The 23,260-nt window shown below is 64.8% G+C and carries 19 protein-coding genes and 1 tRNA gene; 10 read left to right on the forward strand and 10 right to left on the reverse strand.

Annotated elements, in window-relative coordinates; translation table 11 throughout:
* Positions 1-106 precede the first annotated feature (106 nt).
* Positions 107-1,636 (reverse strand): glycosyltransferase family 39 protein, encoded by a 1,530-nt coding sequence (locus tag EO136_RS12860; RefSeq protein WP_127144800.1) that lies wholly within the window; start codon positions 1,634-1,636, stop codon positions 107-109.
* Positions 1,636-2,775, reverse strand: coding sequence for a glycosyltransferase (locus tag EO136_RS12865; protein ID WP_127144801.1), 1,140 nt, complete (start codon positions 2,773-2,775; stop codon positions 1,636-1,638). The genes EO136_RS12860 and EO136_RS12865 overlap by 1 nt, the downstream gene beginning before the upstream one ends.
* Positions 2,776-2,995: 220 nt before the next feature.
* Here EO136_RS12865 and EO136_RS12870 point away from each other — a divergent pair, with 220 nt between their 5' ends.
* The 3 genes from EO136_RS12870 to EO136_RS12880 all read left to right on the forward strand — a co-directional run bounded on the left by EO136_RS12870 (position 2,996) and on the right by EO136_RS12880 (position 5,747).
* Positions 2,996-3,286 (forward strand): co-chaperone GroES, encoded by a 291-nt coding sequence (locus tag EO136_RS12870; protein WP_127144802.1) that lies wholly within the window; start codon positions 2,996-2,998, stop codon positions 3,284-3,286.
* 46 nt (positions 3,287-3,332) lie between these two features.
* Positions 3,333-4,976: a chaperonin GroEL gene (gene groL, locus EO136_RS12875; RefSeq protein ID WP_127144803.1), complete on the forward strand. Its 1,644-nt coding sequence runs from the start codon at positions 3,333-3,335 to the stop codon at positions 4,974-4,976.
* A gap of 264 nt (positions 4,977-5,240) precedes the next feature.
* Complete coding sequence (locus EO136_RS12880; protein WP_206513328.1) at positions 5,241-5,747, forward strand: fasciclin domain-containing protein; 507 nt, start codon at positions 5,241-5,243, stop codon at positions 5,745-5,747.
* A gap of 186 nt (positions 5,748-5,933) precedes the next feature.
* Here the strand turns inward: EO136_RS12880 and EO136_RS12885 are convergent, their stop codons facing one another.
* Entirely contained in the window at positions 5,934-6,683 is a 750-nt protein-coding gene (locus EO136_RS12885) for a TSUP family transporter (RefSeq protein WP_127144804.1), read from the reverse strand.
* A 208-nt stretch (positions 6,684-6,891) separates the two neighbouring features.
* Between EO136_RS12885 and EO136_RS12890 the strand changes: the two genes are divergently transcribed.
* Positions 6,892-7,275 (forward strand): DoxX family protein, encoded by a 384-nt coding sequence (locus EO136_RS12890; protein WP_127144805.1) that lies wholly within the window; start codon positions 6,892-6,894, stop codon positions 7,273-7,275.
* A gap of 58 nt (positions 7,276-7,333) precedes the next feature.
* Here EO136_RS12890 and hisG read toward each other — a convergent pair whose 3' ends face one another.
* The 3 genes from hisG to hisS all read right to left on the reverse strand — a co-directional run bounded on the left by hisG (position 7,334) and on the right by hisS (position 10,818).
* Entirely contained in the window at positions 7,334-8,026 is a 693-nt protein-coding gene (gene hisG / locus EO136_RS12895) for an ATP phosphoribosyltransferase (RefSeq protein WP_127144806.1), read from the reverse strand.
* Positions 8,023-9,099, reverse strand: coding sequence for an ATP phosphoribosyltransferase regulatory subunit (locus EO136_RS12900; protein WP_164730584.1), 1,077 nt, complete (start codon positions 9,097-9,099; stop codon positions 8,023-8,025). The genes hisG and EO136_RS12900 overlap by 4 nt, the downstream gene beginning before the upstream one ends.
* A gap of 183 nt (positions 9,100-9,282) precedes the next feature.
* Complete coding sequence (gene hisS / locus EO136_RS12905; protein ID WP_127144808.1) at positions 9,283-10,818, reverse strand: histidine--tRNA ligase; 1,536 nt, start codon at positions 10,816-10,818, stop codon at positions 9,283-9,285.
* A gap of 496 nt (positions 10,819-11,314) precedes the next feature.
* On the opposite strand from hisS, the gene EO136_RS12910 reads away from it, so the two are divergent.
* Positions 11,315-11,539 carry a hypothetical protein gene (locus EO136_RS12910; RefSeq protein WP_127144809.1) on the forward strand — a complete coding sequence of 75 codons (225 nt, stop codon included), beginning with the start codon at positions 11,315-11,317 and terminating at the stop codon, positions 11,537-11,539.
* A gap of 24 nt (positions 11,540-11,563) precedes the next feature.
* On the opposite strand, the gene EO136_RS12915 is transcribed toward EO136_RS12910, so the two are convergent.
* Positions 11,564-12,184: a DNA-3-methyladenine glycosylase I gene (locus EO136_RS12915; RefSeq protein WP_127144810.1), complete on the reverse strand. Its 621-nt coding sequence runs from the start codon at positions 12,182-12,184 to the stop codon at positions 11,564-11,566.
* Positions 12,185-12,291: 107 nt separating this feature from the next.
* On the opposite strand from EO136_RS12915, the gene EO136_RS12920 reads away from it, so the two are divergent.
* Positions 12,292-12,927 (forward strand): L,D-transpeptidase, encoded by a 636-nt coding sequence (locus EO136_RS12920; RefSeq protein ID WP_127144811.1) that lies wholly within the window; start codon positions 12,292-12,294, stop codon positions 12,925-12,927.
* Between the two features lie 18 nt (positions 12,928-12,945).
* Here the strand turns inward: EO136_RS12920 and EO136_RS12925 are convergent.
* Positions 12,946-13,022, reverse strand: a tRNA-His gene (locus tag EO136_RS12925).
* 267 nt (positions 13,023-13,289) lie between these two features.
* On the opposite strand from EO136_RS12925, the gene EO136_RS12930 reads away from it, so the two are divergent.
* From EO136_RS12930 to EO136_RS12945, 4 genes are all read left to right on the forward strand, one after another.
* Positions 13,290-15,989, forward strand: coding sequence for an ATP-binding protein (locus tag EO136_RS12930; protein ID WP_127144812.1), 2,700 nt, complete (start codon positions 13,290-13,292; stop codon positions 15,987-15,989).
* 90 nt (positions 15,990-16,079) lie between these two features.
* Positions 16,080-17,153, forward strand: a complete 1,074-nt coding sequence (locus tag EO136_RS12935; RefSeq protein WP_127144813.1) for an ABC transporter ATP-binding protein — start codon at positions 16,080-16,082, stop codon at positions 17,151-17,153.
* A 240-nt stretch (positions 17,154-17,393) separates the two neighbouring features.
* Complete coding sequence (locus EO136_RS12940) at positions 17,394-18,377, forward strand: extracellular solute-binding protein (protein ID WP_127144878.1); 984 nt, start codon at positions 17,394-17,396, stop codon at positions 18,375-18,377.
* Between the two features lie 51 nt (positions 18,378-18,428).
* A complete protein-coding gene (locus tag EO136_RS12945) occupies positions 18,429-20,123 on the forward strand; it encodes an ABC transporter permease (protein ID WP_127144814.1) in 1,695 nt (564 codons plus the stop codon).
* Positions 20,124-20,164: 41 nt separating this feature from the next.
* On the opposite strand, the gene EO136_RS12950 is transcribed toward EO136_RS12945, so the two are convergent.
* Together EO136_RS12950 and bglA are read right to left on the reverse strand one after the other, a co-directional pair.
* Entirely contained in the window at positions 20,165-21,310 is a 1,146-nt protein-coding gene (locus EO136_RS12950) for an ABC transporter ATP-binding protein (protein WP_127144815.1), read from the reverse strand.
* Between the two features lie 33 nt (positions 21,311-21,343).
* A complete protein-coding gene (gene bglA, locus EO136_RS12955; protein WP_127144816.1) occupies positions 21,344-23,026 on the reverse strand; it encodes a beta-galactosidase BglA in 1,683 nt (560 codons plus the stop codon).
* Positions 23,027-23,260: the final 234 nt, after the last annotated feature.

The following is a 23,260-nucleotide window of genomic DNA, read 5'->3' on the forward strand; positions in this document are numbered from 1 at the left end:
CGTCTGGAGCGTATCCTGTTGTGATTGAATCGGAACAGGAGCTCCAAGTCTTCGATGTGTCGCGTTTGCGAACCGGAAACGTGTTTCCACTTTTTCTGAAAACGCTCTAAGGCCGGTACCCTTCGGCGCGATAAAGCTGGATATCGTCCAACTCCACAACCCCGCCCCGGGTGATCCCGATGGTCTCGAGATGCTCGATGGTTTCGAACGCTTCCTCGATGCGATCGGGCACGCTGCCCACGCGGCTGCTCTGGACCACCACATAGGCGTCCCAGCCTGTAAGCGCCTCGAGATTCACATTGTAGGCCAGGTTGCGCGCATCGTCCGAAAGACAGGCGAGCGGGAGGCGTCCGGCGACCTGGGGATCGACGTGGCCGCACTCGATCCAGCCGGTGCTCGCAACGAACGTCTCGGGCTGATCGAACGCGCCGCGCGCCGCGAGGGCGACACCAAGTTCGCGCCAGTGCAATTGCAAGGCCGTGGGGTCCTCCCAGTCTCCGGGGAACATCTGGCGCGCCCAGCCGGTGGCGGCATGCGAGACAAGCAGCGTCAAGACGACGAGCGTGGTGATCGCCGAGCCATAGAGCCAGAACCGGATGAACGGCCCGTTGCGGCGCGCGGCCCAGCCGCCCATCAGAATAAACAGCATCAGATAGCCGGGCGCCTGCCAGTGGAAATGGAACTGGGTATCGGCCCACAAGGCCACGAGGGTGAAGAACAGGATCGGCGGCCAGCCGATATAGGCCAGAAGCGCGGCCGAGCCCGACGGCGCGCCGGTGGGATATTGCCCGCGCGGGCCGGCAACCAGCGCTCTGGCCCCAAACCAAAGGGCCGGTATGGCCAGCCAGGGGACCATATAGAGCAATTGCCCCCAGATCATGCGCAGCAGACGGTCCCAATGGAGTTCGCCGCCGAGCGCCCGTCCGCCCTGAAAGCCGAAGGAGGCCCAGTCGGTCTGGTAGTTCCACGCGATGACCGGAGAGAAAACGAGCAGCGCTACGGCCAGCGCCACCCAGGGCGCGCGATGGGCGAGCCAGGGCCGTGCGGTGGAATTGGAAAGCAGGAACAGCCCCGTTCCCGCCACGAGAAATACCGCATGGTATTTGGAAAGGAATGTGAGCCCCAGAAGCAGGCCGGCCAGTCCCCACCAGAGATAGGGCCGACGCTGGCCGGCCCTGCCGATGAGGATCTCAAGCAGAACCAGCACCGTGGCGAGCCAGAACATCAGCATGGGCGCGTCCGGCTGCATCCAGCTGCCCACCGAAAGGGAAAACAGCACGCAGGCATTGACGATCAGCGCGGCATAGAAACCCCCGAGCGGGGAATAGAGCCGGCGGCCGATCATGTAGACGAACAGGGTCGAGACCGAGAACATGAGGACGAACGGGGCCCGGAGCACCCATGTCGCCTCGCTTCCGGTCCACTCGCGCATCGCCCAGATGACCCACAGCGAAAGGGGCGGCTGGTCGAAATAGCTCAGGTGCAGGACGCGGGAGGAGGAGAGGTAATAGGCCTCTCCCGTGCCCCAGCCGATCGCCCAGGCGCCGATCATGCGCAGAACGAAGGTGATCCCGATCAGCACAAGGGTCGCCTGAAGCGGCGTGAACGGCCCTACCCTGTCGCCTTGCCCAGCCATCAGTCGCGCCACGTGAACATCCGGGTTACCGCATAATTGAAGACCACGCTCATCACGACGCCGGCGATGCCCGCAACAAAGACATTGGTGAGCTGTGCCTCGTATATGACGCTGGCGACCGAGACGTTGGCAACGGTGCCGAAGCTGCACACGAGATAGAAACTGAGCAGGCCAGTCCAGAACCGGCGCCCGGTCAGGCGCTTGTCGGCATAGGTCAGCTCGTTGTTGAGAATGTAGTTGGACGTCATGGCGACCACGGTGGCCGCGAGCTGGCCATTGGCGAAGTTGAACTCGGCGACGAACAGGAAAAAGGCCAGCGCCGCCATGTGCACGACCACGCCCGTGGCCCCCACCAGCGAGAACAGCAGAAAGCTCGTGGGCAGGACGCCCCGGGAAATCTTGGAGACGATCAGCCCCAGGAACTGGGCGACGATCAGCGGGCTCATCTTGCTTTCACCGGCGTGGCGCGGACGGAAGCTGTAGGGCACCTCGGCGATGGCGAGTTCCCCGTCCTTGAGCCGGTCGGCCGAAACAACGATGTCGAGAAGGATCTTGAAACCTTCCCTGGAAAGGGACGGGACGACCGTGTTGAAGAGGCTTCGGGGCATGAGGAAAAAGCCGCTCATGGGATCAGAGAGCGTCTTGCCCGTCAGGATGCCCGAGAGCCGGGTGGCCAGCGTCGAGCCGGCCTGGCGGCTTTTGGTGAACCCGGCCGACGAATTGCCCTCTCCGGTATAGCGGGACCCCACGACGATATCGGCGCCCGCTTCCGCCTCGGCAAGCATCAAGGGGAGGATCGTTTCGTCGTGCTGGTGGTCCGCGTCTATCACCGCAACGAAGTCCGCGGCACTCGAGGCCATGCCCTCAATGCACGCCGAAGAAAGCCCCCTGCGACCGAAACGATGAATGCAGCGCACGTTCGGCCGTTCGGCGGCCAGGGATTTGGCGAGCTCGGCAGTGCCATCGGGGCTGTTGTCGTCGACCACAATGATCTCGAAAGTGATGCCCTCGAGCGCGCGCTGGAGCTTTTCGACCAGAGGCTCGATATTGTCATGCTCGTTAAAGGTGGGCACGATGACCGACAGGCGCGGCCGGACGGCTCCCCGCACCGACGGCGCGGGCGCTGACGTCGAAGACATGATCTGGTACCGGTCCCCTTGATTGCAGGCGGCGCAAGAACGAGATGCGCCCCAAAGCGCATAGCAAGCGCGGCAGGCAGATGCAAAATTTTACGACCCTTGTCCTTGACTCTTTTCGGCCTGCTGCCTATCTCAAGCTCAGCTATTGGCACTCTCTGATTGAGAGTGCTAACAGCGGAGGATAACTGGCTTTTTCAATCTTACGTTCCAAGGAGCGACCATGAGCTTCCGTCCCCTGCACGACCGGGTTGTCGTCCGGCGCGTCGACAGCGAAGAAAAGACCGCTGGCGGCATCATCATCCCCGACACCGCAAAGGAAAAGCCCTCCGAGGGCGTCGTCGTCTCCGTGGGCCCAGGCGCCCGTGACGACAGCGGCAAGGTGACCCCGCTCGACGTGAAGGCGAACGACCGCGTTCTCTTTGGCAAGTGGAGCGGCACCGAGGTCAAGGTCAACGGTGAAGACCTGCTGATCATGAAAGAATCCGACATCATGGGCGTGATCGAGAATTAATTTTCTCGGGCGTCCTTTTTTCCACCTTTCCAAGGAGCAGAATTAAATGGCTGCCAAAGAAGTCAAATTCTCGACCGACGCCCGCGACAAGATGCTGCGCGGCGTCAACATCCTGGCCAATGCGGTCAAGGTAACCCTGGGCCCCAAGGGCCGCAACGTCGTGATCGAAAAGTCCTTCGGCGCACCGCGCATCACCAAGGACGGCGTGACCGTTGCCAAGGAAATCGAGCTTGAAGACAAGTTCGAAAACATGGGCGCGCAGATGCTGCGCACCGTTGCTTCCAAGACCAACGACATCGCCGGTGACGGCACCACCACCTCCACGGTGCTGGCCCAGTCGATCGTCAACGAGGGCGTGAAGGCCGTTGCGGCCGGCATGAACCCGATGGACCTCAAGCGCGGCATCGATCTGGCCGTGACCGACGTCGTCCAGAACCTCGCCAACCGGGCTGTCAAGATTTCGTCCTCGAGCGAAGTCGAGCAGGTCGGCACGATCTCTGCCAATGGCGAAAAAGAAATCGGCCAGATGATCGCCGAAGCCATGCAGAAGGTCGGCAATGAGGGCGTCATCACCGTCGAGGAAGCCAAGACCGCCGAGACCGAACTCGACGTCGTCGAAGGCATGCAGTTCGACCGTGGCTATCTCTCGCCCTACTTCGTGACCAACACCGAGAAGATGGTCGCGGCTCTGGACGATCCGCTCATCCTGCTGCACGAGAAGAAGCTCTCGAACCTGCAGGCCCTGCTGCCGGTTCTCGAATCGGTCGTGCAGTCCAACCGTCCCCTGCTGATCATCGCCGAAGACGTTGAAGGCGAGGCTCTTGCGACCCTCGTGGTCAACCGTCTGCGTGGTGGCCTCAAGGTCGCAGCCGTCAAGGCTCCTGGCTTTGGCGATCGCCGCAAGGCCATGCTCGAGGACATCGCGATCCTGACCGGCGGTCAGGTGATCTCGGAAGACCTCGGCATCAAGCTCGAGAACGTGACGCTGGACATGCTGGGCACCGCCAAGCGCGTCGAGATCACCAAGGAGAACACCACCATCGTCGATGGTGCGGGCTCCAAGGAAGACATCGAAGGCCGCGTCAACCAGATCAAGGCGCAGATCGAGGAAACCTCCTCGGACTACGACCGCGAGAAGCTCCAGGAGCGTCTTGCCAAGCTCGCCGGTGGCGTTGCGGTGATCAAGGTCGGCGGTTCGACGGAAGTCGAGGTCAAGGAGCGCAAGGATCGCGTCGACGACGCGCTCAATGCGACCCGCGCTGCCGTTGAAGAAGGCATTGTTGCCGGTGGTGGCGTTGCGCTGCTCCGCGCGTCTGTCGAAATCAAGGTGACTGGCGCCAATGCCGACCAGAACGCCGGCATCAACATCGTGCGTCGCGCGCTTCAGGAGCCGGTTCGCCAGATTGCGAACAACGCCGGTGCCGAAGGCTCGATCGTTGTGGGCAAGATCCTCGACAGCTCGGACGCCGCGTTCGGCTATGACGCCCAGACCGGCGAATATGGCGACATGATCAAGATGGGCATCATCGATCCCGTCAAGGTCGTGCGTGCCGCGATCCAGGACGCGGCCTCGGTTGCCGGCCTTCTGGTCACGACCGAAGCCATGATCGCAGAGCTGCCCAAGGACGACGCCCCGGCGATGCCCGGTGGCGGCGGCGGAATGGGCGGAATGGGCGGCATGGACTTCTAATCGGGTCCATTCCGACTTACCCGATCCAGACCTCTCCAGGGTCTCGAACGGAGGGCGGTTCCGAAAGGGGCCGCCCTTTTTTGTTGGGCACAGCACGGGCCCAAGAGCGCATCAACGAGTCTGCAAGCCCTGCGGATCACGGGGTTCCCGGCACGTTTTTGTGAACCGGGCGTCCTGATCTGGCGGCAAATCCCTCGCGTTCAAGTGCCAGTTCGGGCGACGCGAAGACGCCCGGCGCTCCCAAGAGACATTTGGAGGACCATCATGACCGCTCTCAAGACCCTCGCCGTTGCATCGATGCTCACCGTCAGCCCGCTCGTGGCCGGCGCCGGCTTTGCCCAGATGGCTTCGGCCCCCGGCAACGTCGTTGAAGTTGCGTCCGAGGCCGGCACGTTCGAAACCCTGCTCGCTGCAGCCACCGCCGCCGGTCTCGCCGACGCATTGGCGACCACCGACGACATCACCGTGTTCGCACCCAGCGACGAGGCCTTTGCCGCCCTGCCTGAAGGCACAGTGGAAGGCCTGCTCGAGGACACCGATGCGCTCGCAGCCATCCTGACCGCGCATGTCGTGCCGTCGGTCATCATGTCGGGCGACATCGCCGAGGGTGACACCGAAGTGGCGACGCTGAACGAAGACGCACCGCTGACCGTCACCAATGACGGCATGAGCGTCACGGTTTCGCTTTCGAACACCGCAACGGTCGTGACCGCCGATGTGGAAGCCTCGAACGGCGTGATCCACGTCATCGACGCGGTTCTTCTGCCCTGACCGGTGATCCACGCGCCGACGGGGCGCGTAACTGACTGGCGTTTCAGCGACATCCGCTGCTCTGAAGCGTTTCCTTTGCAGGGCCGTCCCCGCCAGATTCCGGCCCTGCACCACGGCGAAGCTGCCCGGCTTTGCCGGAAGCCGTGTCACTCACCGAGTGGCACGGCTTTTTTTGGTTTCACCCGTTCATGGAAAGAACAGCAGCCGCGCCGCAAGAACGATCGAGACGACGATGACCAGCGGCCGGATCAGCCGGGCGCCGAACCGGATGCCAGTGAGTGCCCCCAGATAGCCGCCGACAAGCTGGCCGGCGGCCATGGCGAGCCCGACCGACCACACCACCTCTCCGGCCGGGATGAAGTAAAAGAGCGCGGCAAGGTTGGAGGTGACGTTGAGCACCTTGGTGTTGGCCGTGGCGCGCACCGCCGAAAGGCCGAACAACGCAACAAAGGCCAGCATGAAGAACGAGCCCGTGCCCGGGCCGAAAATGCCATCATAGAAACCGATGACGAAGCCGACGATGGGCACGAAGACAGCGAAGTTCAGCCGCGCGATGCCGTCCACATCGCGGATCGAGGGAGAGAGCGCGAAATAGAGCGCCACCGCGATGACCGCGACCGGGACCGCTATGCCCAGCGCCGAGGTATCGATGACCGTCACCGTATAGGCACCTGCGAACGATCCCACGAAAGCGGCGGCAATGCCCGGCACCAGTGACCTGATGGTGATGAACCCCTTTCGCCAATAGGTCCAGGCGGCAGCGCATGTGCCCGCGACGCCCTGGACCTTGTTGGTCGCGAGCGCGGCAACGGGCGAAAACCCCGCCGAGAGCAGCGCCGGCACGGCGATCAACCCGCCCCCGCCGGCCACCGCATCCACGAACCCGGCCAGCATGCCGACCCCGCCAAGCGCAACGAGAAGCCAGATGTCGATCACGGGGAGAACTCCATAGGGATGCCGGTGGGCAGGCGTTGCCCCAAGCGGGCCGTTTTGTCCAGCGGCACGCGCGAGGGCCCTTCGATCAATTGCCCCTCATTGATCGATATGTCCGAACGATCTGTGCCGAAAACCACCCATTCCCAGGCTGCGACAAAAAGAGCACGTTCCGGCCATCGCAATCGCAGCGCTCATGGAGTTTTAAACGATGCATCAGGCTCAAGCCTATCTGCCCACCGCCGGCCGCGTGCTGCTGGCCCTCATCTTCATTGTTGCCGGGTTGGGCAAGATCCCCGCGCCCGAGGGCACGATCGGCTATATGGAAGCCTTCGGTGTGCCCGGCGTGCTGTTCTGGCCGACCGTGGCCGTGGAAGTGATCGGCGGCATCATGCTGCTGGTGGGGTTCAAGGCCCGTTGGGCGGCCGCGGCGCTGGCCGGATTTACGCTCGTTGCCGGGCTGATCTTTCACAGCGATTTCGCCAACCAGGCCGAAATGACCGCGTTCCTGAAGAACCTCGCGATCGTGGGCGGCATGCTCTATGTGATCGCCTTCGGCGCCGGCGCATTGTCTCTCGACCGTCGCAAGGCCTGAGGCCTGCTGCCATCACGCATGAGAAAGGCCGCTCCCTGGGGGCGGCCTTTTTTTGCGTTCAGCCCAGCCGGGAGAGCAATCGATCGAGAACGGCGCGGCGTGGGCCCGGCCAATCGGCATTGCGTGCCACCATCAGCACGGCCTCGCTTTCGAGCATCACCCCATCGCCCAGAATGCGCAGGCCGTTGGCCTTGAGGGTGGAGCCCGTCGAGGTGATGTCGACGATCAGATCGGCCGCCCCCGATGCGGGGGCCGCTTCGGTGGCCCCGAGGCTTTCCACGATCCGGTATTCCGCGATGCCGTGGCGGGCGAAATGGCGGCGGGTAAGGTTGACGTATTTGGTGGCGACCCGCAGCCAGCGGCCATGACGCGCGCGGAAATCGGCGGCGACGTCGGACAGATCGTCCATGTCGGTCACATCGACCCACGCATCGGGGATCGCAACGATCACGTCGGCGCGCCCGAAGCCCAGGCGTTTGACGATGTCGACCTGCTCGGGACCCTGCTCGGCGGTCTCGTGGATGAGATCTTCACCCGTGATCCCCAGATCGATGGTGCCCCGGATCAACTCACGCGCGATCTCGGAGGCCGAAAGGAAGCGCACGGCGACGTCCGGCATCGCGGCCATCTCGCCGAGATAGGACCGCGCGCCGCCGGGCCGGTCGATGGTCAGTCCCGAGGCGGCGAACAGTTCCATCGCCTGTTCCTGGAGCCGCCCCTTGGACGGCAGGGCCAGCATGATCGAACTCATTGCGCGGCCCCCCCTTCGAGCCGGTCCACCCAGACGGCGCAGCCGACGGCGGGAATATCCTCGCGCGCGCCGAGGCGGCGCAGCAGCCGGTCGTACTGGCCGCCCGAGACCAGGACACCCCGGGGGCCCGATATCTCGAAGGTCACGCCGGTATAATAGTCGAGCCGCGGGCTGAACCCAGCGTCGAACACCAGCCGGTCAAAGCCGCCGGTGGTGCGAAGCTGGTCGAGCCGGGCGCGCGTCACCCCGAGCACGGCGGAGAGATCGATCCCCGCCTGCCGGGCGCGGGCGTCGAGCGCGGTGAGCGCCGTATCGGCCTCCCCGGAAATCGAAAGGCATCCGCGCAGCAGATCAATGGTGGGCGCGGGCACATGGGCGGCCTTGAGCGCCTGCTTTTCGAGGTAGCGGGCGGCGATCTCCTCGGGCGAGCGGCTTTCGGTGGGGCTGAGCCCCGCAGTCGCCATCAGTTCTCCGACCCATTCGGCGATGGCCCGTTGGGGCATGCCTTCGGGCCCGGGCATGGGGGCGTGGGGATCGGCCAGCCGGTCGAGCAGGCGTCCCATGGCCTCGGGGTGCCCGAAGCGCGCACGGATGCGCGGACGCCAGACATCGGGCATGTCGCAGGCCGCCAGAAGCGCTTCGAATATCTCGATGCTGCCCACCCGCACCGATGTGGCGCCGGCCCCGTAAAGATCGAGCGTGGCACGGGCAAAGGCCACGATCCGGTCGAGCGCCGAGCCCGCATCCTCGTGAGCGAGAAGCTCGATGCCGGCCTGGTCGAATTCCGCCGGGCCATCGGCACGGTGCCGGAAAATGGGGCCGAGATAGCCATAGGCCGCGGGCGTGCCCGCACCGATCTCGAGATGGCGCATGGCGATGGGCAGGGTGAAATCGGGCCGGAGGCAGAAATCGGCGCCATCGGCGGCGCTGGTCAGGATCATGCGCGCCCCGAATTCCTCGCCGGCGAGGTCGAAATAGGGGGCGGGCGGGATCAGGATCGGGGGGGCGACAAAGGCGATATCGTCGGCCGAAACCAGCGCTTTGAGCGCTTCGCGGCGGGCTTCAGCGGACATGGGCGGCTCCGGTGGATGGGGCTGGCGCTGCTGCCCCCTCATCCGACCTTTCGCTTGCGCCAAAGCCCACCTTCTCCCGCGAGGGGAGAAGGGGAATAGAGGAGCCGCAGCGATCGCCCCCCTCTCCCCTCGTGGGAGAGGGGCTGGGGGTGAGGGGGCCCTGCTGGCTCTGGAATGCGCCCATCACCCGTTCGCCTTCATCCAGGCTGCCACCGCGGGGATCTTTCTGACGAACTCCACCATCTCCTCGCGGGGCACCGAATACTGGCCGGGGCGCTCGGTTTTCCAGGCGGCGTTATCGGTTATCGAAGCGGCCGCTTCGGCGCCCTTGGCAAGATCCTTGATCTGGACGATGCCCTGATCGCGCTCGTCCGATCCCTGGATGATGACCGCCGGTGCGTTGCGCTTGTCGGCGTATTTCATCTGCTTGCCCATGTTCTTCGAGTTGCCCAGAAAGAGCTCGGCGCGGACCCCGGCGGCCCGCAGATCGGCGACCATCTTCTGGTAGTCGGGGATGCGATCCTTTTCCATCACGGTAACGACGACCGGGCCGGTGACCGGTGCGGCGTCGAGATTGCCCGTGAGTTTGAGGGCCGAGGCGAGCCGGGAGACACCGATGGAAAAGCCGGTGGCCGGGGTTTCCTCGTTGCGGAAGCGGGACACCAGCCCGTCATAGCGTCCCCCGCCCCCGACCGAGCCGAACACCACGTCCTGGCCCTTCTCGTTCTGGACCGAGAAGGTCAGTTCAATCTCAAAGACAGGGCCGGTGTAATATTCGAGCCCGCGCACGACCGAAGGGTCGATCTTGATGCGGTCGGCGCCGCAGCCGGCGGATGCAAAGAGCGCGGCCATGGCCTGAAGCTCGGAGAAACCCGAGGCAAAAGCTTCGTTTATCGAAAACTTGCCCAGAGCCGGCGTCTTGAACTCGGCATCGAGAAAGCCGTCGGGGCCGGCGTCGGCTTCCAGATCGACGAGATCATCGATGCGTGCCGCGCCCATCATCTCGAGGATGGCCTCTGCCTGATCGCTATCGAGCTTGGCGCCTTCGGTGAAATCCCCGCTCTCGTCCTTGCGCCCTTCGCCCAGAAGAAGCTTGACGCCTTCGGGGCCGAACTTGTCGAGCTTGTCGATGGCGCGCAGGACGGTGAGCTTCTGGGATTCATCGGTGACCCCGATCGCCTGCATGACCCCATCGAGCACCTTGCGGTTGTTGACCCGGACGACGTATTTGCCCGAAAGCCCCAGCGCATCCATGGTGTCGGCCATCATCATGCACATTTCGGCATCAGCCTCAGGGCCTGCCGCGCCGACGGTGTCGGCGTCGAACTGCATGAACTGGCGGAAACGGCCCGGACCGGGCTTTTCGTTGCGGAACACCCAGCCCTGCCGATAGGAGCGGAAGGGCTTTGGCAGGTCCTGATAGTTCTGGGCGAAATAGCGGGCGAGCGGCGCGGTGAGATCGTAGCGCAGGCTCATCCACTGCTCGTCATCATCCTGCAGCGAAAAGACCCCGGCATTGGGCCGGTCGGTGTCGGGCAGGAACTTGCCGAGGGTTTCGGTGTATTCGAAAAAGGGCGTCTGGATATGGTCAAAGCCGTAGCGCTCGTAAACGGCGCGGATTCTTGCGACCATCTGCTCGATGGCGGCGAGGTCCGCAGGTTCGGAATCGATGAATCCGCGCGGCAGGCGCGGCTCGATGAGCGCACTGTTCTTGGCCATTCTTGCCCTTGCTCCAATGCCCGGAACGGGCGGAAATCTCGGGGCCGTTCCTAGCCGATCGGTCCCGCGCGCACAAGGCAAGCGGCAGTGTCACCGATGGGCAACAGATCGGACGCCCCTGCGACACCCCGCCACATCCGCACTTGCCTTGCCGGCTGGCCGGGATTATCGAAACGGCCCGCCGGACGCAAAGGCCTCCGGCGCAGTGGGACACGAGCCGGGGAAAGGCATCGACATGATCGTATCGCTATTTGCCCTGCGCACCCTCGTGTCGATGCCGAACGTCAAAAATCGACGCATGGCCAACGAACGCCGCAGCTAAAGCCAGCTCCAGCGTCCCTCTCCCGGACAGCCCGCATAGCCAGGCCCTCCGGCCTTCCTAATCCTTACCCAGACCACTCCGGCACATCATGCAAGGACATGCCTTGCTGCGCCGGACGTCGCGATCCCTGCAACCAGAAAAGGAGCCGGAGGCTGGACGCCCCGGCATGGTCCGATGATCTTTGTTCGTTCGTCCGTGGACACCACGATTCTGCGCATCTGCATCGACACGCTCGCAGCCGAACACGGCCGCTGGCGCGTAGCGCGCGCGGTCCTCGTGATGCTCTTGGGACGTCCGGGCAAACAGCCGGTGGTGCGGGCCGACACCCTGCCCGACCACATCAAGCGCGATATCGGGCTGCCGCCCGAAGGCGCTTCGGTCACAAGGCGCGGGCCGTGATCCGGAGGATGGCCGCGCGAGACTTCAGGCCGGGCGGGTGAACGCCGCCCGCGCGGCCTCCACCGCCGGCCGGCAGTGGCAGCCTTCGATGTGGTCGTTGACCATGCCCATGGCCTGCATGAAGGCGTAGCACGTGGTCGGACCCACGAACGAGAATCCACGCTTCTTGAGGTCCTTGGACAGCGCCCTGGACGCGTCGGTCATCGCCAGCGTGCGCAGGGTGTCCCAGTCCAGGCGCTCCGGCCTCGTGTCGGGGTGGGGCTCGAAACGCCAGAAATAGGCAGCGAGCGAGCCGAACTCGGCGCGCAACTCGAGCGCCCGCCTGGCATTGTTGATGGTGGACTGGATCTTGCCCCGGTGCCGGACGATGCCAGCATCGGCCAGAAGGCGCGCGACGTCATCTTCGCTAAACCGGGCCACCGCCTCGATATCGAAGCCGGCAAAACCGGCCCGGAAGTTCTCGCGCTTTCTCAGGATCGTGAGCCAGCTCAGCCCGGACTGGAAGCCCTCAAGGCAGAGCTTTTCGAAAAGCCGCGTATCGTTGGCGACGGGAAAACCCCATTCGGTATCGTGATAGGCGACATAGAGCGGATCGCTGCCCGCCCAGGGACAGCGCACGATATCTGGCGCGTGTGGCTCGCTCATGGAATCGCGATCCCCCGTTAACGATGCGTCGACCATAGCGATCAAGCCCGGATTAACCATCCCATTTGACGCAAAATTTTCCCCGTCCACCCTAGGGTCGGGATCGAATGGACAGGGACGGGGTCATCCTCATGGCAGGCAGGACATTACTCATCATGGCGCTGTTTGCGCTGGCGGTTTCGCCAGCCCAGGCCTCGGGGCGCGGGTTCATGGACGCCATGTTCGGCCCGCCGGCGGGCATGGCGCTGACCCAGGAGCGGCCCGCGCACGCGCTGGCCTACCAGGCCGACTATATCAGCCACCCCAAATATCTGCGCCAGGCCGTGGACTACCCCACCTCGCACCCCGCGGGCACGGTGGTGGTCGAGACCGGCCGGCATTTCCTCTACCTTGTTCTGGGGAACGGGAAAGCCATGCGCTATGGAATCGGGGTGGCGCGCACCGGATTTGCGTGGAGCGGCACCCATAGGGTGACGGCCAAGCGCGAATGGCCGAGCTGGACGCCGCCGGCGGAAATGCACGCCCGCCAGCCCGGGCTGCCCACATTCATGGAAGGCGGACCGAACAATCCGATGGGCGCCCGCGCGCTCTATCTCGGCTCGACGCTCTATCGGATCCATGGCACCAACGAGCCCTGGACGGTGGGCCGTTCGGTGTCCTCGGGCTGCATCCGGATGACCAATGAGGATGTGGTCGACCTTTACGGCCGCGTTCCGGTCGGCGCGCGGGTGGTTGTCCTGTGACCAAACATGATGGGGTGGTGGTACCGCCTCCCCGGATTGAACGGGGGACCTCTAGATCCACAATCTAGCGCTCTAACCAACTGAGCTAAGGCGGCAGACACAGTCATCACGCGAACAAAGTCCGGCGCGGAACGGGGCGGACCATAGGTCGAGATCGTTGCCATGACAAGACCCGATTTCACCCATGAACGCGCCGTGCCGACCTTAACCATCACGGCAATCTGCGGTGCCCGATCAGCCTCTGGCGATAGACCCGGCTCGTGCGCACCTATATTTAAGAAAAGCTCACCATTGCCCATTATTCGTCCCATTCCGGGACATATCGGGCGCTAGAGAGCGGAGAGGCACGAGTCAGAGGACGGATGGCCCAGGATTGGACATCGGCACCCGCTTCCCAAGCGGTCAAGGCCCTTAAGGACGACCCGCGTCCGGCCTGGCTCTGGTCCCCGACCGGAAGCGAACTGGTATGGGCCAACGCCGCCGCCGGCCTGTTCGGGGCGCGCCTTGTTGCGGGCGAGCTCAGGCGTGCGTCCGATCCGCACCCCATCAAGGGCCAGATCAACCGCATCCTGCGGCTGGGCCTGCTTGGCCAGCCCATGATGAGCCGGCTCCAGTTCATCGCCGGTCGCAAGCCGCTATCCGCCAGTTGCCTGTGCACGCCTGTTGGCCTGGGTGAATCCGGGGTGCATCTGCTCGTCGTCGCCGTCGAGCCGATCGCCGAGACCGTGCGCGAGGCGGCGGGCATCGGGGCGCGGCAGGAGCCGCAACCGCCAACGCCGATGGAAGGATTGGCGCCGGATGCACAGGACCAAAGTCCTCCGGACGCGGATGATGGGTCGGGCCCGATCGTGGAGGCTCTGGATGCGCCAGAAGCCGATCAGGACGATCACGAGAATGCGCCGGCCGCCGGTGACGAGCCGGACGAGCAGGACGCCCCTGCCCCCACGCCCCCTCAGACCTCCCGCAGCGGGCTGGGTGCGCTGGTGGACAAGCTGGCGCGCGAGACACGGCTTTACGAGCCGCTCGATTCCAGCGACGACGCGCCCTTGCCGCCCGCCGTGGACACCACCGAAGGCGCAGAGGAGCCTGCGCCCGCCGATCCGGCCCCGTCCGATGAGGCCGGCAGCGATGCGCCGCTGGCGCTTGCCGGCTCGGACGAGGGGTATGTCGAGCCGCCGGACGCCGAGCACGATCGTGAGCCCGACACAGCCGGGGACGGTGCGACAGAGCGCGCGCCCGGCGGCGAGAACATCCCCGGACCCGATCCGGAAGACGATGAGGCGGCCTTCATCCGGGACGATCTGGAGGAAGCGCCCGCGTCCAGACACCGCCTGTGGAGAATCACGGGCCGCGGGCTCTTCGGCACGCCCGGGCCCGAACCCGAGGCGCAAGACATAGGCACGCCCGAAGCCCCGGACGTCGAGGAGGCGCCGGAAACGCCTGATTCGGGCGCAACAGAAACGGGCGTTGAACGCGTCGATCCGGAGCCCAGCGCCGGGACCACGGCCGACGAACCCGCGCGCCTCGATCCGGCGGCGCGGTACAATTTCGAAGAGCTTTCGCGCATTCTGGGCGAGCGTGTGGGCCGGGACAGCGAGAAGGCGTTCGCAGCGCCAAATGCCGATGCGCCAGCGGCGGGCGAAGCTCCCCTTGAGGCTTCGCCACAGGCCGGGGGTGAGCTGGTCACACTCTCGGATGCGGCACTGGTGCTCAACCGGGTGCCCATGGGCATCATGATCTTTCGCGATCAGGACACGGTGTTCGTCAACCGGGCCATGCTCGACATGACCGGATACGAGAACGCCTCGCTGCTGCGGAGCAAGGGGCCCGGCGTCATCTTCCCCAATGCCGACGAGCGGGAAACCGCCGGCCCGATGACCCATATCCTGCGCCGGGACGGCCAGCGGCTGGCCGTATCCGCCCGGCTCCAGACCGTGACCTGGCAGGGACGGCAGGCCTTCATGCTCTCGGCGCGACAGGCCGATCCGGTGTCTTACAGGGAAACCGAGATCAGGACATTCGCGGCGCTGCAGGCGCGGCTGCTCGGTGGCACGTTTTTCCAGACCGACCGCACGGGCAGGATCACCACGGTTGTCGAATCCGGCAAGGAGAGCCCGCCGGACCTCGTGGTCGGCAGGCCGCTCACCGAGGCGGTGAACCCGTCCGATGCGGGAGCCCTGATGCGCTTTCTGGCGCTGCCCGCACGCTATGCGGACACCGAGCGGCCCGGGACCCGGCTTTCGGGCCGGCGCCGGGGCGACGTCGTGACCGTGTTTGCCGAAGGCAGGGCGGGCGTCGTTGCCGGCTATTTCGGATCGATCATGCCCGCGGGGCTCGACGAGGAACGCGACGGCGGCCTCTCCCATGGCGCAATCTCCCGGATCGGACGCGAGTTGCGTCGGCCGCTCAACACCATTTCGGGGTTTTCCGAACTGTTGGTGGAGCAGACGTACGGCCCGCTTCATCCGCGCTATCTCGACTATGCGCGCGACATCGTCTCGGCGGGCCAGGCCGTCTCGGACCTGGCCGACGAGCTCGACGAGTTCCTGAGGGTGTCGGATCGCAGGACCAGGTTGCCGGTGGGCGAACTCGACCTTTCAGAACTGCTCGAGGAATGCGTGATGCGCATCCGCGCGCAGGCGGGCTCGGCGCGGGTGTTGCTGCGCAGCGCCATTTCCGAGCGCCTGCCGGTCGTGCGCGCGGACAGGGCCACCCTGCGCCAGGCCGTTCTGAACATGCTGGCCAGCGCCATCGCCGAAAGCCCGGCGGGGGGCAAAGTGGTGCTTTCAGCCCAGGCCGAGGACGACGGCTCGGTCTCGGTCCATGTGCGCGATACCCAGAAGGCCCCCAACGCCCTGCTCGAGCAGTTCGTGGTTTTCCGGGACGGCGAGAATGCGGACGGCACCCAGCGCCAGCCCATGCGCTCGAGCATCGGGCTGACCCTGACCCGGTCGCTGGTGGCGGCCAATGCGTGCACGTTCACGATCAGCCCGGCCAGCGACAGCGGGGCGCTGATGACGCTGACCATTCCCGCGGTGCTGGTGGCGGCCACGGGGACGTGACGTCGCGGCCCGCGTTCAGAACTTGACACTGGCTCTCAACTTCGTCCTGTTTGGCCCCTCAGCTCTCACAACCGGCCAGGAGCCCATGCCGTGAAGGTCAGTCTCGCAGCCGCCGTATCCATTGCGTCAGTCTCGCGGCGTTTCGGTGCGGTTCAGGCGCTCGACAACGTCTCGCTCGAGATCGCGCAGGGCGAGATCGCCTGCCTCGTTGGCCAGTCCGGCTGCGGAAAGTCCACGCTTTTGCGCGCCATCGCCGGGGTCGAGGATATCGACAGCGGCGCTCTGGCCCTTTACGGCCATCCGGTGACGGCGAGCGATGTGTTCGTCGAGCCCGAGAATCGCAATATCGGGTTCATGTTTCAGGACTATGCGCTCTTTCCCCACCTGACCGCGCGCCAGAACATCCTTTTCGGGCTGCGCAAGCTCGGACGCAAGGTCGCCGGCGAGCGGACCGACCAGACGCTGGACAGGCTGGGTATCGCCGCGCTGGCGGACCGTTATCCACACATGCTCTCGGGCGGCGAGCAGCAGCGCGTGGCGCTGGCGCGCGCGCTTGCGCCGCAGCCCCAGGTCATGCTGATGGATGAGCCCTTCTCCAATCTCGACAGCCGGCTGCGGGACACGATCCGCCAGGAAACGGTCTCCGTACTGCGATCCCTGGGCACCACAGCGATCATCGTGACCCACGACCCCGAGGAAGCCCTGTCACTGGGCGACAAGGTCGTGCTCATGCGCAAGGGCAAGGTCATCGAGACCGGTACGGGCGATGCGATCTACACCTACCCCCAGACGGCCTATGCCGCAGAGTTCTTCTCACGGGTCAACCGCATCCCCGCGCGGCGTTCGGGCGACTGGCTGGACAGCCCGCTGGGCCGGTTCGCCGCGCCCTGCGGCAGTTCGGGCCCGGTGTTTCTCTATGTGCGCCCGCAGGCGGTGGTGCTCGACGAGGCGGGAATCGCCGCCAAGGTGACCCGGCGCGTGCTTCTGGGCGAGATCGAGGAGGTGACGCTTGCGGTCGAGGGACTTGCCGATCCGCTGGTAATGCGCACATCCGAGCGCTGCGGGGTCTCAATCGGCGGCGACGTGCGCATTGGCGTCAATCCGGACCATGTTCTGGTCTTTGCCGACGATGAGTCCGCACGGGCCGCCCTGCCCCGGGGCTAGCGCCTTGCGCGATCTACCGGAATCCGATCAGCAGTGCGGGAGCCGGGTTTTCATGATTTTCCAATAGTTTAGAACGGTTCCAAACTTGTTCGATTATACTTGATTGCTTCACTCCACTATGCAAAGCGTGACCCACCTCGAGGAACACCAAGTCTTTTCTGCCGCCTACGCATTGCCAAGGAGACAATCGTGACGACACCCATCCGTTTTCGGTCCATTGCGGCCGCCAGCCTGATTGCCATGGGAGCGGCCGCGCCTGCGCTGTCCCAGGAAGTCAACATCTACACCACCCGTGAGCCGGGCCTGATCCAGCCGATTCTCGAAGCGTTCACCGCCGAAACCGGCATTGCCGCCAACACGGTCTTCCTGCAGGACGGCATTGCCGAGCGCGTGATGGCCGAGGGCGAAAGCTCACCCGCCGACATCCTGATGACGGTGGACTTCGGCGCCCTGATCGACCTCGTCGACCAGGGCCTGACCCAGTCGATCGAATCCGACGTGCTCGAATCCGCCGTTCCGGAAGCCATGCGCGATCCCGAAGGCAACTGGTTTGCGCTTTCGGGCCGCGCGCGCATCGTTTATGCCGCACGCGATCTCGAGCTCGACGCAATCACCTATGAAGCGCTTGCCGATGAAGAGTGGCAGGGTCGTCTGTGCATCCGTTCGGGCCAGCACCCCTACAACACGGCGCTTTTCGCGGCCTATATCGCCCATCATGGTGAAGAAGCCGGGGAAGAATGGCTCGCCGGGCTCAAGGCCAATCAGGCCCGTCCCGCAGCCGGCGGCGACCGTGACGGCGCGCGCGACATCGCGGCCGGTATCTGCGATATCGCCGTGGGCAATTCCTACTATGTCGGGCGCATGAAGAGCGGCGGCGGCGGAGCAGAGCAGGTGGCGTGGGCTGACGAAATCGACGTCGTTGTCCCGACCTTCGAGGACGGCGGCACGCATGTGAACGTCACCGGCGCCGGTGTTGCGGCCCACGCTCCTAACCGGGACGAAGCCATCCAGCTTCTCGAATTCCTGGTCTCGGACGAAGCCCAGAAGCTGTACGCGGAAGCCAATTTCGAGCACCCGATCACCGAAACCGGCGAGCCGCACCCGATCGTGGCCTCGTTCGGCGAGATCGTGCCCGACACGCTGTCGTTGACCGATATCCTGCCGCACCGCACCACGGCGAGCGAGATCGTCGACCGGCTCAATTTCGATACGTTCGAGAACTGAGCCAGACGAGGAGTTAAGGGTGGCGGGTCCGGCCCGCCACCTTCATTGCCGATGGCGCTGGTCACCTACACCAAACCCCGGTCGCGGTCGCGATTCACCCTCAACGGGTGGGTCGTTTTTTCCGTTATCGTGGCGGCGCTGGCGCTGCTTCCGGTCCTGACCATCGCGCTGACCGCCGTGGGGAACACCGGCACGCTCTGGTCCCATGTGGTGGCCAACGTGCTGCCGCAGGCGACCAGGAACACGCTTACCCTTTTGATCGGCACCGGAATTCTGGTGACCATCATAGGAACGGGCACCGCCTGGCTGGTGACCGCCTACAGCTTCCCGGGCCGGGGCATTCTCGAATGGGCGCTGCTCCTGCCCCTCGCGGTGCCCACCTACATCATGGCCTACGCCTATATGGACGTGCTCAGCCCGCTGGGCTGGATACAGGACACAATCCGGGCCATCCTGGGCTATTCCAGCCCGCGCGATTTCCGCCTGCCCGACATCCGAACGATGTGGGGGGCGATCGTGCTCTTTGGTTTCGTGCTCTACCCCTATGTGTATCTGACCACGCGGGCGATGTTCCTGACCCAGGCCTCCAATCTCGTGGAGGTGGCGCGCACGCTCGGGGTGGGCCGCTCAGCGGTCTTCTGGCGCGTCGCCCTGCCGCTGGCGCGCCCGGCCATCGCCGTCGGGGTGAGCCTTGCGCTGATGGAAGCGCTCAACGATGTGGGGGCCTCGCAGTTTCTCGGCGTGCGCACCCTTACCGCTTCGGTCTACACCACCTGGATCGTGCGCACGGACCTGACCGGCGCGGCCCAGATCGCCACGGCGATGCTAGTCTTCGTGGTGACGCTGATCCTGCTCGAGCGGATGGCGCGCCGGCAGCAACGCTACGCCCACAGCGCCCAGCGCGCCCGGACAATGACGCCCACCCGGCTGCGCGGATGGCGTGGATGGCTGGCCCTATCGATCGGGTCGATCCCGATCGTCATCGGGTTTCTCGGCCCGGCGCTTTATCTGGTCCTCGCGGCGATCGAGCGCGTGCAGTTCGCCGGGGTCTCCCCCTATATCGTGCGGGCCACGATCAACACTGTCACCATGTCCGCGACCGCGACGCTGGTCGTGCTGGTGGCAGGCTTTGGCGTCGCCTATGCAGCCCGCCTGCGCCCGGGCGCGGCGACCGACGCACTGGCCCGCATTTCCGCGCTGGGCTATGCGGTTCCGGGCACGGTGCTGGGCATCGGCATTCTCATTCCCGTGGCGGCGTTCGACCGGTTCGTGGACCAGTCGATGCGCGAGCTGTTCGGCTATTCCACGGGCCTGCTGATGATCGGCTCGGGCGCCGCGCTGGTCTACGCCTACGCGGCGCGCTTCCTCGCCATCGCCAGCGGCGGGATCGAGGCGGGGCTGAGCCGCATTCCGCTCTCTTACGACCATGCCGCGCGCACGCTGGGCCATACGGCGACCGGCTCGCTGGCCCGGGTCCACCTGCCGCTCTCCCGCACGGCTCTGACCGCGGCGGGATTGCTGGTCTTTGTGGACTGCATGAAGGAGCTGCCGGCAACGCTGCTGCTGCGCCCGCTCAATTTCGAGAGCCTTTCGTCCCTGCTCTACGGGGAAGCGGCGCGCGGCACCTATGAGGAAGCGGCGCTGGCTGCGGTCATCATCGTGGCGATCGGCATCCTGCCGGTGATCTTTTTGGCGCGCACCGGCCGGATGTCCCAGAGCAGTTCCGCGGCCGAGAGCCGACTATAAAGCCATCCCGGAAAAGTGTTCTCACCTTTCCGGGAAACGCTTTATCGGCTCTTGTCGTCAGCCGGCATGGCGACCCCGCCTGCCCCGCCGACCACGCCCGCATCGGGCTCGCCCTGTTTGCGGGGGTCGACAGGCTCGGCCAGATCGGACGCCGTGGGCGCGGCCGCCGCTGGGGCCGAGATGCGCCCGGAGATGGGCCGGCCGCTCTGGTCGAAGCGGTGATAGAGATCGTCCTTGGGCGAGAACGAGACCTGGGCGCCCGCACGATGACTGGTCTTGCCATCCTGCCTGACGATAACCGGCTCATCGGCACCGATATCGACATAGAGATAGCTGTCGGATCCCAAATCCTCCGAGTAGATGACCTTGCCCGTCCACACGCCCTTGTCGACGACGTCCAGGTGCTCGGGGCGCACGCCAACGGTATGGGCCTGGTGATGCTCGGCATGCCGGCCGGTGAGCAGGTTCATCTTGGGGCTGCCGATAAAGCCCGCCACGAAAAGCGACTGGGGATTTTCGTAGAGCTCCATGGGAGTGCCTACCTGCATCACCACGCCATCCTTGAGCACGACGATCCGGTCGGCCAGCGTCATGGCCTCGACCTGATCGTGGGTGACGTAGATCATGGTGGTTTCGGGCAGGGATTCCTTGAGCTTGGCAATTTCCATTCGGGTCGCCACGCGCAGGGCGGCGTCCAGGTTCGAGAGCGGCTCGTCGAACAGGAAGACCTGCGGGTTGCGCACGATCGCGCGTCCGATCGCCACGCGCTGACGCTGGCCACCCGAGAGGGCCTTGGGCAGGCGTTCGAGATAGGGCTCGAGCTGGAGCATGCCGGCGGCCCGGTCCACCAGCGTCTTGATCTCGTCCTTGGGAAGGCGCTGGAGCTTGAGCGAATAGGCCATGTTGTCGAACACGGTCATGTGCGGATAGAGCGCATAGGACTGGAAGACCATGGCGATGCCGCGCTTGGACGGCGCCACTTCGTTGACGACACGCCCCCCGATTTCGAGCTTGCCCGAGGTAATGGACTCCAGCCCCGAGATGGTCCGCAGCAGGGTGGACTTGCCGCACCCGGAGGGGCCAACGAAGACGACGAACTCGCCCGACTTTATGTCGAGGTTGATGTCCTTGAGGACTTCAACGTTACCGTACCTCTTGAATAGATTGGTGATCTTGAGATCAGACATTTCCCCTCCCGGAAGGCTTGGTTTGCGCTTCTTTTATTTCATGGTTCCAATATAGGCGCCGAATGGCCCGAAACTCAACGTATTGCCATCGACCCGGGCATCCGAACCCGGCGCGCCGGCGTCCGCCACGCCCCCCAGGGTCTCCAGTTCGAACGTCATAGGCTCTGCGCTCATGTTGTAGACGCACACGAGGGTCTCCTCCCCCAGGGTGCGGGTGAACGCCAGAACGGGTTCGGGCGTGTTCTCGATCAGCGTCAGATCGCCCTTGACCAGTGCCGGGTGCTGCCGGCGGAAGGCCAGAACGGACCGGTAGAAGGAGAGAAACGAGTTGGCGACGTGCTCCTGCTGGTCGACTGCGGCGTGCAGATGCTGAGCGGGCACGGGCAGCCATGTGCGGTTTGCGGCCGAAAAGCCGCCATTGTGGCCATGGGCCTGCCACACCATCGGCGTCCGGCAGCCATCCCGGCCCTTGAACTCGGGCCAGAATTCGATGCCGTAGGGGTCGACCAGATCCTCGAAGGCCAGTTCAGCTTCGGTCAGGCCCAGCTCCTCGCCCTGATAAAGGCACACCGAGCCGCGCATGGTCATGAGCAGCAGCGCGGCCTGCCGGGTGACCAGATCCTCAAAGCCGTGCGGCGCCCAGCGGGAAACGTGACGCACTACATCGTGGTTGGAAAAGGCGAGGCATACCCAACCCTGGGGCGCTTCGGCTTCAAGCGCGGACATGGCAGATCGGAAATAGGGGGCCGAATACTGCCCACCGAGATAGTCGAACGTATAGCACATATGCAGCATGTCATCGCCGGAGGTGTAGGCGGCCATAAGTTCGAGCTGACGCTGGGCATCGCCGATTTCGCCCACGGTCGCACGCCCCGGATACTCCTCGATCAGAGCCCGCAAGCGCTTGAGAAACGCTATGTTGTCCGGACGACTCTTGTCGTGCACATGGTCCTGGAGATTGTAGGGATTGACCGCCGGCGCCATAGCGGCGCTGTAATTTTCCGTGCCGATCGGAGGATTGTTTTCCAGCCCAGGAGAGTGAAAATAGAAATTGACGGTGTCCAGTCGAAACCCGTCCACGCCGCGCTCGAGCCAGAACCGCATATCGGCGAGAACGGCGTCCTGGACATCCCCGTTGTGGAAGTTGAGATCGGGCTGGGCCGCAAGGAAGTTATGCAGATAGTACTGCATGCGGCGGCCGTCCCACTGCCAGGCCGAGCCGCCGAAGATCGAGAGCCAGTTGTTGGGCGGGGTGCCGTCTGGGCGGGGATCGGCCCAGACGTACCAGTCGGCCCGCTCATTGGTCCGTGATACCCGGCTTTCGGCAAACCAGGGATGGCGATCCGAGGTGTGGGAGATCACCTGGTCGATGATGACCTTGAGCCCGAGCGCATGCGCTTTCTCCACCAGCCGGTCGAAATCCTCGAGCGAGCCGAAGCTGGGGTCGATGTCGCGATAATTCGAGACGTCGTATCCGAAATCCTTCATCGGCGAGGTGAAAACCGGAGAGAGCCAGATGGCATCCACCCCCAGATCGGCGACATACTCCAGGCGCGACGTGATCCCGACGAGATCGCCGATGCCATCCCCGTTGTGGTCCTGGAACGAGCGGGGATAGATCTGGTAGATCACGGCGCCGCGCCACCAGTCCGTGCCGACCGGAGAGGTGTCTGCCGGGTGCAGGACGTGCATGGCGGCAGGCGCAAAATGACTCATTTCCGGCAAGCCCTCCCCTGGAACGCGGAACCGCAAGCGGCCGCTTGGATGGTGTTTTCCCATTCTGCGCGGCGGAACCCGAGCGGTTCGCTGTCGTTGACCAAAACGTTTTGGAGATATAGGCATACGCGGGCGGAAGCGGGCGCGTCAACAGCACTCGATAAAATTGGCAGGGACGGTGCTTGGCGGTATAAGTCTCGGCAGAACGGGGCAGGAAAAAGCCCTTGAGCAGCG

This window comes from Pelagibacterium montanilacus, assembly GCF_003992665.1.
GTDB lineage: Bacteria > Pseudomonadota > Alphaproteobacteria > Rhizobiales > Devosiaceae > Pelagibacterium > Pelagibacterium montanilacus.

Coding starts and splice junctions, on each gene's coding strand:
- hisG (WP_127144806.1), bottom strand. CDS start 8,026: ATGAGTTCGATCATGCTGGCCCTGCCGTCCAAGGGGCGGCTCCAGGAA.
- EO136_RS12910 (WP_127144809.1), top strand. CDS start 11,315: ATGATCTTTGTTCGTTCGTCCGTGGACACCACGATTCTGCGCATCTGC.
- EO136_RS12920 (WP_127144811.1), top strand. CDS start 12,292: ATGGACAGGGACGGGGTCATCCTCATGGCAGGCAGGACATTACTCATC.
- EO136_RS12890 (WP_127144805.1), top strand. CDS start 6,892: ATGCATCAGGCTCAAGCCTATCTGCCCACCGCCGGCCGCGTGCTGCTG.
- EO136_RS12915 (WP_127144810.1), bottom strand. CDS start 12,184: ATGAGCGAGCCACACGCGCCAGATATCGTGCGCTGTCCCTGGGCGGGC.
- EO136_RS12870 (WP_127144802.1), top strand. CDS start 2,996: ATGAGCTTCCGTCCCCTGCACGACCGGGTTGTCGTCCGGCGCGTCGAC.
- EO136_RS12930 (WP_127144812.1), top strand. CDS start 13,290: ATGGCCCAGGATTGGACATCGGCACCCGCTTCCCAAGCGGTCAAGGCC.
- EO136_RS12900 (WP_164730584.1), bottom strand. CDS start 9,099: ATGTCCGCTGAAGCCCGCCGCGAAGCGCTCAAAGCGCTGGTTTCGGCC.
- hisS (WP_127144808.1), bottom strand. CDS start 10,818: ATGGCCAAGAACAGTGCGCTCATCGAGCCGCGCCTGCCGCGCGGATTC.
- EO136_RS12860 (WP_127144800.1), bottom strand. CDS start 1,636: ATGGCTGGGCAAGGCGACAGGGTAGGGCCGTTCACGCCGCTTCAGGCG.
- EO136_RS12865 (WP_127144801.1), bottom strand. CDS start 2,775: ATGTCTTCGACGTCAGCGCCCGCGCCGTCGGTGCGGGGAGCCGTCCGG.
- bglA (WP_127144816.1), bottom strand. CDS start 23,026: ATGAGTCATTTTGCGCCTGCCGCCATGCACGTCCTGCACCCGGCAGAC.
- EO136_RS12880 (WP_206513328.1), top strand. CDS start 5,241: ATGACCGCTCTCAAGACCCTCGCCGTTGCATCGATGCTCACCGTCAGC.
- groL (WP_127144803.1), top strand. CDS start 3,333: ATGGCTGCCAAAGAAGTCAAATTCTCGACCGACGCCCGCGACAAGATG.
- EO136_RS12945 (WP_127144814.1), top strand. CDS start 18,429: ATGGCGCTGGTCACCTACACCAAACCCCGGTCGCGGTCGCGATTCACC.
- EO136_RS12940 (WP_127144878.1), top strand. CDS start 17,394: ATGGGAGCGGCCGCGCCTGCGCTGTCCCAGGAAGTCAACATCTACACC.
- EO136_RS12950 (WP_127144815.1), bottom strand. CDS start 21,310: ATGTCTGATCTCAAGATCACCAATCTATTCAAGAGGTACGGTAACGTT.